At 58.3% G+C, this 9,012-nt stretch carries 7 protein-coding genes and 1 pseudogene; 3 read left to right on the forward strand and 5 right to left on the reverse strand.

From position 1 onward, the window contains the following. A pseudogene (locus tag AKL28_RS25170) lies at window positions 1–282 on the forward strand (EamA family transporter); the annotation flags it as partial. 70 nt (window positions 283–352) lie between these two features. On the opposite strand, the gene AKL28_RS22540 reads toward AKL28_RS25170, so the two are convergent. From AKL28_RS22540 to AKL28_RS22550, 3 genes are all read right to left on the reverse strand, one after another. Continuing rightward, the gene (locus AKL28_RS22540; RefSeq protein WP_050470545.1) at window positions 353–2,632 is read right to left on the reverse strand and encodes an FdhF/YdeP family oxidoreductase; all 2,280 of its coding nucleotides are present in this window, start codon (window positions 2,630–2,632) and stop codon (window positions 353–355) included. 93 nt (window positions 2,633–2,725) lie between these two features. Then, window positions 2,726–3,688 carry a Dyp-type peroxidase gene (locus AKL28_RS22545; protein WP_082221632.1) on the reverse strand — a complete coding sequence of 321 codons (963 nt, stop codon included), beginning with the start codon at window positions 3,686–3,688 and terminating at the stop codon, window positions 2,726–2,728. Between the two features lie 165 nt (window positions 3,689–3,853). Beyond that, window positions 3,854–4,747: a LysR family transcriptional regulator gene (locus AKL28_RS22550; RefSeq protein WP_050470547.1), complete on the reverse strand. Its 894-nt coding sequence runs from the start codon at window positions 4,745–4,747 to the stop codon at window positions 3,854–3,856. Between the two features lie 163 nt (window positions 4,748–4,910). Between AKL28_RS22550 and AKL28_RS22555 the strand changes: the two genes are divergently transcribed. Beyond that, on the forward strand, window positions 4,911–5,981 hold the full coding sequence (locus AKL28_RS22555; protein WP_050470548.1) for an alkene reductase: 1,071 nt from the start codon (window positions 4,911–4,913) through the stop codon (window positions 5,979–5,981). A gap of 83 nt (window positions 5,982–6,064) precedes the next feature. Here the strand turns inward: AKL28_RS22555 and AKL28_RS22560 are convergent, their stop codons facing one another. Further along, window positions 6,065–6,958 carry a LysR family transcriptional regulator gene (locus AKL28_RS22560; RefSeq protein WP_050470549.1) on the reverse strand — a complete coding sequence of 298 codons (894 nt, stop codon included), beginning with the start codon at window positions 6,956–6,958 and terminating at the stop codon, window positions 6,065–6,067. Window positions 6,959–6,963: 5 nt separating this feature from the next. Continuing rightward, window positions 6,964–7,869, reverse strand: a complete 906-nt coding sequence (locus AKL28_RS22565; protein WP_050470550.1) for a LysR family transcriptional regulator — start codon at window positions 7,867–7,869, stop codon at window positions 6,964–6,966. A gap of 126 nt (window positions 7,870–7,995) precedes the next feature. Between AKL28_RS22565 and AKL28_RS22570 the strand changes: the two genes are divergently transcribed. Next, window positions 7,996–8,991: an aldo/keto reductase gene (locus AKL28_RS22570; RefSeq protein ID WP_050470551.1), complete on the forward strand. Its 996-nt coding sequence runs from the start codon at window positions 7,996–7,998 to the stop codon at window positions 8,989–8,991. Window positions 8,992–9,012 lie beyond the last annotated feature (21 nt).

The raw sequence follows: 9,012 nt of genomic DNA on the forward strand, positions 1-9,012 counted from the left end.
TTATTGGCCCTGGCATTGGGTGAACCGCTCACCGCGCCGCTGGTCATTGCCGGGCTGTTGATGGCGCTCGGCATTTGGCTCCATCTCTCCGAGCAGCATCAGCATAGCCACATTCATGAAGAGCTGGAGCACGAACACGAACATGTGCATGACGAACACCATCAGCATGCCCATGATTTCCCCGTTGCAACGGGAGTCGCGCATCGGCATATGCACAGGCATTCGAGAATCGAGCATACACATGCTCACTTTCCCGATTCCCATCACCAGCATTCGCATTGATTCTCGTCTGCCCCCCGCCGGGGGCAGACGCCGTCTTTCTCCCAAACGATCCCTGCTTACGCTCAGTGCTTCAGTTTTCCACCGGATGCCGCATCACCTGAACCGGAACTGACTTATAAGAAGGCGTGCCGCTCTCTTTGTCGAAGTAGTCCAGCGGGACCAGGACATTGGCCTCCGGATAATAGGCGCCGACGGAACCGCGTGCGATGTTATAAGCGATGGCGGTTATCTTCTCCAGCCGAAGCTTCCTGCCGGATACGCTGGTTTCGATGTCGACGAGATCGCCATGTTCGATACCGCATACGGCGAGATCGTCTTCATTCATGAACAAGACGTCGCGTCGCCCGAATACCCCACGATAGCGGTCGTCCAGCGCGTAGATCGTCGTGTTGTATTGGTCATGGCTGCGCAGCGTGATCAGGCGAAAGACGTGCTCCCCGCCGAGCAGGTCGGCATCTTCCTGGACTTCGCCATAGACGGAAAATATCGCCTTGCCTGTCGCTGTCGGCCACTTCCGCTCTGTCGGCGGCAGCGGCAACCGGAACCCACCCGGCGATCGGATGCGTTTATTGAAGTCGTCAAAACCGGGCACTGTACGGGCAATCAGGTCGCGAATCCTGTCATAGTCAGCAACCAGTTCCTTCCACGGCACTTTGCTGCCGGGCAAGGCGGCTTGCGCGATACCGGCAACGATGGCCGGCTCGGAACGCAGGTACTCCGAAGCCGGCTCCAGCTTGCCTGCCGATGCATGGACCATCGACATGGAGTCCTCGACAGTAATCGATTGCGTCCCGCTTTCCTGGACATCAAGCTCGGTACGGCCCAGGCAAGGAAAGAGGTAGGTTTCCTTGGCCACCAGCAGATGCGAACGGTTGAGTTTTGTGCCGACATGCACGCTCAAATCGAGCTTTTCCATCGCCGGGAAACTTTGGCCGGAATCTGGCAGCGCGACCGCGAAATTCCCGCCCAGGCAAAGCAGCGCTTTCGAGGAGCCGTCGATCATGGCTTGCATCGTCCTCACCGCATCGCGGCCATGATGGCGGGGAAGCTTGAACCCGAAGACATTTTCCATCCCCTGGAGGAATGATTCAGAAGGCTTTTCGGTAATCCCGACCGTCCGGTTCCCCTGGACATTCGAGTGTCCGCGCAATGGGCAAATGCCTGCGCCCGATTTACCGATATTCCCCCGCAGCAGCAGCAGGTCGGCGATCAGGCGCACATTGGCAGTGCCCTTATTGTGCTGGGTGACGCCCATGCCGTAAGTGATGATGGTCGCATTCGATTTTGCATAGGCCACGGCGACTTTATCGAGATCGTCCCGTGTGAGCCCGCTGGCTTTCTCGATATCGGCCCAGGAGGTGGACTTGATCCCTGCGGCAAACGCATCGAAGCCTTCCGTATGCGTGTTGATAAAGTCATGGTCCAGCACATTGCCTTGTATGTCTTCCATATCAAGGAGCAATTTGATGATCCCGGTGAGTGCTGCCGCGTCGCCTCCTCCCGCGACCTGGAAATAGGTGGAAGCGATTGGCGTAGAGCCATAGCTGGCCATTTCCAGCCAGTTTTGCGGATCGGCGAACCGTTCGAGGGCGCGTTCGCGCAAGGGATTGAACACGATGATGGGAACGCCACGGCGCGCGGCCTCATGCAGCGTTCCCATCATCCGGGGGTGGTTCGTTCCGGGATTGTGGCCGATGGAAATGATGAGTTCGCAGTGGTCGAAATCGTCCAGCGATACGGTGCCTTTTCCAATGCCGATCGATTTCGGCAAGCCTACGCTGGTAGGCTCATGGCACATGTTGGAACAATCCGGGAAATTGTTGGTGCCGTATTCGCGGGCCAGCAACTGGAAGAGATACGCCGCCTCGTTCGAGGCCCGGCCTGAAGTGTAAAAATCGACCTGCTCCGGGGACAATCCCCTGAGAATTTCCCCTATCCGCGCAAATGCATCATCCCACGCTACCGCCTTGAACTTGTCCGTTGCGCGGTCGTAGACAAGCGGATGGGTGAGCCGCCCCCGGTCCTCAAGTTCGTAATCGGATTTCTTGAGGAGCTGGGAGACGGTGTTTTCCTGAAAGAAGTCCGGCGTCACCCGCTTGCTTGTCGCCTCCCATGTCACGGCTTTGGCGCCGTTCTCGCAGAACTGGAAGGTAGACCGGTGCTCCTTGTCCGGCCAGGCACAGCCGGGGCAGTCAAAACCGTCGGGCTGGTTGGTCCGCAACAGCGTGATGGGCGCCTTCACACTGGCCATCTGGTCACGGACGGCTTCCGCTGTCGCCTTGAGCGCACCCCATCCGCCGGCAGGTGCATCGTATTGCCTGATGCCTGGAACTTCGCGTCGATTCGCCATATTCCTCTCCTTGAACCGGTCCCGATCGTTCAGGGCCGGCCTAATGGATCATCACGGATGACAATTCACTGCCCGCGGGGCTTGCACCGGAATCTAGTCGCTATCTTCCGGAGCAATCCCTGCGCTCACCAAGGCATCCAAACTTGGCACGAAATAGATCGCAGAAGAAAGAGGCGTGGAAAAATCCAGCAACCGGTCCGTCTTATGAATCCCATCGGCGCCGACTCCATACATCTGCTCAAGCATTCCCACCGTCACTGAAATATCGCTGCAAAAGCCAACGAACATGATTCCCGATTCCCGCGCATTGCCATAATTGGCATTGCGCCGGACGATATCCATTTCTTCGCCGTTCCTCCTGAACTGGTTTCTGCCGACATGGGAATTGCCAGGCAACGGGTCCAATTCGTGGCTTCCAGCCTTCGTCCGTCCCCAAACGCCCTCGGCTTCGCCGACAGAAAGGGCTTTGAGTTTCTCCACGTCCATGGACCATTTCTGAACCAGCACCGTCGACCCGCCTGCGCCCTTCTCGCCGTCAGGAATGATCGCAACGCTATTGGCGCGGAACGGATTGGGATTGGCGACGCCATCCGCAAACCCGTCGAACGTCACATTGTTATGGTAGGGAAAGCAGACCTGTTCGCTCACCAGGGCGGCAAAAGGACGCAGCAGCGCCACCGTCTTGCTCATGCTGTCATATAGCGTGGCCGCGCTCGATTGCGTGATCCAGATCCAAAAGTCCTGTTGGGTTGCCGGGGCGACCATGCCATTGATGCCGACAAGATCCTTGTCGAAAGAATGGAGGTTATCCGGGGTATCGTCGGGGCAAACTTTCCGCCACAGCTCCGGCCTGACGCCCAGGACAATATTAGCCGTCCCTCCGGCCAGCTGGTGATGCCGATTCAGGGTCGGATCTGCGATGCCTGTTATCTCCGCTTCCCACAGTTTGCCCAGCACCTTGAAAAGGTCCCGGATATCGGTATTTTCTTTCAACGCGAACTGCAAATGAATCTCATCACGGGCTACAACTGACAGCATTGTTTGTGGAATTGCCATTTTCTTGACCTCGTTTTAGTCTTGTCGCGCACTTGACTGCCGATGCGCCATCTCTGCGAGAAGCTTCTTCATATTATCGGATACACGCGACCTTAAGAAGCGATGCATTCTTTTCTGCGTGCAGAAAATCTCCCGTCCTCGCATTACATGCCTCTGCATGCATGGTCATGGGTTCGGCCGATGACTTTTATTACTCAGGTGCTCTTGCAGGAATTCAATAAATCGCTGGGTTTTTGCCGGCAGCAGCCGTGTCTCCGTCAATGCATAGACGGGCGTCTCGATTCCCTCCCAGTCCCGCAGTATCCGGCGCAGCCTGCCTGCCGCAATATCATCCGCGACGATTTCCTCGGGCAGCATGATTATCCCCAAATCCAGCGTTGCAAGCCGTCGGAACATACCGACGCTATTGACATGGAAGCGGCCGCCGACATCCACCTCGACAGTTTCGGCTCCACGATGCAGCTTCCATTTCCCCGCTTTGGAAAAGCCAAGGCATTCGTGTTTCGCCAGATCCGACGGCGCTGCCGGTTCGCCCGACATCTCAAGATAGCGTGGCGATGCATAGACTTGCACCGAAAGACGGGCAAGCTGCCGGGCGATCAGCGTTGAGTCAGGCAGCTCCCCCATGCGGATGGCCACATCAAATGGCTCGGAAACAAGGTCCACCCGGCGTGGCGTCAGATCGAAGTCGAAACTGATGCCCGGATAACGCCGGGAAAAGTCGGCGATCAGCGGCGCCAGGTAAACCGTCGCGAAATCCACCGGCAAAGACGCCCGCAATATCCCGCTGGGCTGCGCCAGCATCTCGCCCAACTGCTCATGGGCGATCCGCGCCTCATCGACAATGCGCCGGCACCGTTCGTAATACAACTGGCCGGCCTCGGTAAGCTCGACCCGCCGAGTCGTGCGATGCAAGAGGCGCAGGCCGATCGCCTTTTCCAATGCACTGATCCGCCGTGACAACGTCGAGTTCGGAACCCCGGTGGCATCTGCCGCCCGCCGAAAGCTCAGCACGTTGGCGACCTCGATGAATAAGGCCATATCGTTCAGCAGTTCCATTTAATTATCCCAATAATGGATCAATTATTCCCATCTTACCGCCTTTATCTCCCCATGAAATTAATCGAAGATGTGTTCAACGCATCCTCATCGCGGTCTTCGGTTTGTGAAATCAGAGGTTGCCGAGCCTGATCCCCTATCGCAATCAACCAAGGAATTCATCATGAGCAAGCTGTTTACCCCTGTTCGTATCGGTCGCCATATCGCCCCGAATCGCCTCATCATGGCCCCCATGACCCGCTCGCGCGCCGGCGACGATGGCGTGCCTGGCGACATCACCGTGACTTACTACGCGCAACGCGCCAGTGCGGGACTCATCATCACCGAAGGCGTCTTTCCGTCGGCCATGGGCCAGGGCTATGTCCATACCCCCGGTATCGCCACCGACGCCCAGGCAGCGGCGTGGAAGAAGATCGCCGAAGCGGTCCATGCCCGCGGCGGCCGTATCTACATGCAACTCATGCACAGCGGCCGCATTTCGCATCCGTCGCTGCTTGGCGGCGCCATTCCGGTCGCGCCTTCGGCCATCCGGCCTGAAGGCCAAGCCTGGACCAATGCAGGCCAAGTCGATTACGTAACGCCCCGCGCACTGCGGCTGGAGGAAATTGCGGGCGTCGTCGACGAGTATCGCCAGGCGACACGTCGCGCGCTGGAAGCCGGCTTTGATGGCGTCGAACTCCATACGGCATCCGGTTACCTGCCGGAACAATTCCTTTCTTCGGGCAGTAACCAGCGCCAGGATCAGTACGGCGGCCCAGTCGAGAACCGCGCCCGCTTTGTGCTGGAAGTATTGGCTGCCATGGTGGCCGAAGCCGGCGGCGACCGTGTCGGCATCAAGATCTCACCGGAGATGAACTACAACAGCATCTCCGACGCCGATCCTCAGGAGACCTACACCTATCTGGTCAGGAATCTGCGCCAGTTCAATCTCGCCTACCTGCATGTCACCCTGTTCGGCGACAAGACCGACTATCACGCCCTGCTGCGGCCGCTCTTTGAAGGTAGCTATCTGGCCGGCGGCGGCCTCACCCAGGACAGTGCCGAGGCTGCGCTGGCCAGCGGCCGGGCAGATGCGGCCGTCTTCGGCAGCGCTTTCCTGGCCAACCCCGATCTGCCTGAACGTTTCCGCCTGGGCGCGCCGCTCAATGCGCCCGATCGCAATACGTTCTTCGCACCGCCCACAGCCAAGGGATATATCGACTATCCGGCATTGGACATCGGTGCAACTGCCTGAAACATCAGGGCCTGTTGACTGAAGCCTGTCGTGCTTCAGTCAATGGCTTTGCAAAGGCCGGATGCAATGCATGGACTGAACGGCTACGCCCTGTAGCGCAATGCCTCGATCACGATTTCGAGCGCCCTGGAATTTTGCCTGCGGTTGGGATAATACAAATGGTAGCCGGGATACGGTTGGCACCAATCGTTCAACACCCGGATCAGGCGCCCGGCCTTGATGTGCTCCAATGCCATGTCTTCAGGAATAAAGGCCAAGCCATAGCCTGCCAGGGCGGCCCGCAGGATCGGGACGCTGCTATTGAATATCCACGGGCCTTTGACCTGCACCTTTATCTCGTGCCCGTTTTTCTCAAAGTCCCACGGCAATAAGCCGCCGTGCGTCGGCAGGCGCAGATTGAGGCATTGGTGAAATGTCAGGTCCTGGGGCGTCTGCGGCTTCTTCCGCTTGGCGAAATACTCAGGCGTCCCCACCACCGCAACACGCATGTCCGGGCCAATGCGTACCGCGATCATGTCCTTGGCCACCTGGTTGCCAACGCGGACCCCGGCATCGTAACGCTGGGACACGATATCGGAGAGCGTATAGTCGACCGTGATCTCCACCGTCATTTCCGGCCACTCATGCATGACCGGCGCGAGCTTGGGCCACAGGACACTGTTGGCGGCATGTTCCGCCGTCGAAATCCGTACCGTGCCGACCGGCCGGTCGTGCATCTCGCCGATGACCCGGAGTTCCGCGTCGATCTCTTCAAAACGGGGCGCAACATTCAGGTAAAGCTTTTCGCCGACCTCCGTCATCGAAAGTTTGCGCGTGGTCCTCACCAGCAATGGCGTTCTCAGTCTTTTTTCAAGGCCGCTGATTGCATGGCTGAGCGCCGACGGCGAGATGCCGAATTTTGCCGCGGCACGCGTGAAGCTGCCTTCTCGCACCACGCTGATGAACGCCAGGATGTCGTTGAAATCGTCCTTGGGCATATCGCTTAATCCTCCTCGTCCGGCCGGTGCCGCAATCCCTCGATGACAACTTCCATCGCTCGCGGCAATTGCTTGCGGCCGGGGTAATACAGGTGATAGCCGGGGAAGGCCGGGCTCCACTCCTCCAATACGGCGACAAGCCGGCGTTTCACGATGTAGGTCCTGGCCATCTCAAGGGGGACATAGGCCAGCCCAAACCCGGCAAGTGCGGCGCTCAGGATCTGGCGAGCGTTATTGAAAATCAACTGTCCATCCACCCGGACCTCCACATTCTTCTTTCCCTTCCTGAACTCCCATGCGTAGAGCTCCCCATGGGTCATCATCCGCAAGTTGATGCACTGGTGGTTGGCCAGATCATGCGGCTTTTGGGGGATGCCGTATTTCGACAAATAAGCCGGAGAACTAACCACCGCAACTTGCATGCCGGCACTGATCGGCACCACTGCCATGTCGTTGCTCACTTCATTGCCCAAACGCACGCCCATGTCGAAGCGCTCCGCGACGATGTCCGAACGGCGGTTCTCCATCACGACTTCCACTTTCAGGTCCGGGAATTTGGGCAGCAGTTTTGCAAGCTTTGGCCACAATACCGTCTCGGCGGCATTTTCAGATGCAGAGATCCTCACCGTCCCGGCCGGAGAATCGTGCAAATCATTAATCTGCGAGAGCAGTTCCTGGATCTCTTCAAAGCGGGGAGCGATGTTTCTCAGCAAGCGCTCGCCGGCCTCGGTCGGTGAAACGCTACGCGTGGTGCGGGTCAGCAGCCGCACGCCCATCTTGGCTTCCAACGCGCGAATGGTATGGCTTAGCGCGGACTGGGAAACACCCATTCGCGCCGCAGCGCGCGTAAAGCTGCACTCCTGCGCAACGGCAATAAATGCAAGCAGATCGCTGTAGGTCTCTCGATGCATATATGAATAAAAATCAAAAGTATTTCCTGATTTTACTCTCTAGTCGCGCCGAATCATGCCGCCTATAGTTCCCCCCATCGACAACGGCTCGCATCCCAGTGTTCTGAGCATCATAGGAGGGTTGAAATGAAAAAGCGCATTCTCGGAAATAGTGGCCTGGAAGTATCCGCCCTTGGCCTGGGCTGCATGGGCATGACCGGAGTCTACGGCCCCGGCACCGACAGGAAGGACATGATCAGGCTGATCCTGGATGCCTATGAGCGCGGGATCACGATGTTCGATACCGCCGAGTCCTATGGGCCGTTTCTGAATGAAGAGCTGGTAGGCGAAGCTCTGCAGCCTATCCGCGACCAGGTGGTCATTGCGACCAAGTTCGGCTTTGATATCGATTTGGCAACCGGTACGCGCAAGGGCGGCACCAACAGCCGCCCTGAGCACATCAAGGCCGTGGCCGATGCCGCCTTGAAACGTTTGCGCACCGACCGCATCGACCTTTTCTATCAGCACCGCGTCGATCCGGCAGTGCCCATTGAAGATGTCGCCGGCGCGGTGAAAGAGTTGATTGATGCTGGCAAGGTCAAGCATTTCGGCATGTCCGAAGCCAGCGTGAAAACCATCCGGCGCGCGCATGCGGTCCAGCCCCTGGCTGCGGTCCAAAGCGAGTATTCGCTCTTCTGGCGCGAACCTGAATTGGAACTGCTCCCGGCACTCGAAGAACTTGGCATCGGCTTCGTGCCATTCAGCCCGCTGGGCGCCGGATTCCTGACTGGCAGCATCAATGAACATACCAAGTTCGACGCCGGCGATTTCCGGGCGCATGTCCCCCGCTTCGCGCCCGATGCCATCAAGGCCAACCTCGCCCTCGTGGATATCGTCAAAACAGTTGCCCTGAAAAAAGGCATCACACCGGCCCAGGTGGCACTGGGCTGGCTGCTGGCCCGGAAGGAATGGATCGTGCCGATTCCAGGCACGACCAGGCTGCATCGGCTGGAAGAAAACATCGAGGCCACCCAGGTCGCGCTGGATGCCGGCGACATCAAGGAAATCGACGAGGCAACCGGCGCAATCCAGATCCAGGGCGCGCGCCTGCCCGAATCCGTATTGAAGATGGCCGGACTTTAAGAGCGTGTTTATGATCTCGTC

It is taken from the genome of Herbaspirillum chlorophenolicum, assembly GCF_001189955.1.
In the GTDB taxonomy this organism is placed as follows: domain Bacteria; phylum Pseudomonadota; class Gammaproteobacteria; order Burkholderiales; family Burkholderiaceae_D; genus Herbaspirillum; species Herbaspirillum chlorophenolicum.

Coding starts and splice junctions, on each gene's coding strand:
- AKL28_RS22540 (WP_050470545.1), bottom strand. CDS start 2,632: ATGGCGAATCGACGCGAAGTTCCAGGCATCAGGCAATACGATGCACCT.
- AKL28_RS22545 (WP_082221632.1), bottom strand. CDS start 3,688: ATGGCAATTCCACAAACAATGCTGTCAGTTGTAGCCCGTGATGAGATT.
- AKL28_RS22550 (WP_050470547.1), bottom strand. CDS start 4,747: ATGGAACTGCTGAACGATATGGCCTTATTCATCGAGGTCGCCAACGTG.
- AKL28_RS22555 (WP_050470548.1), top strand. CDS start 4,911: ATGAGCAAGCTGTTTACCCCTGTTCGTATCGGTCGCCATATCGCCCCG.
- AKL28_RS22560 (WP_050470549.1), bottom strand. CDS start 6,958: ATGCCCAAGGACGATTTCAACGACATCCTGGCGTTCATCAGCGTGGTG.
- AKL28_RS22565 (WP_050470550.1), bottom strand. CDS start 7,869: ATGCATCGAGAGACCTACAGCGATCTGCTTGCATTTATTGCCGTTGCG.
- AKL28_RS22570 (WP_050470551.1), top strand. CDS start 7,996: ATGAAAAAGCGCATTCTCGGAAATAGTGGCCTGGAAGTATCCGCCCTT.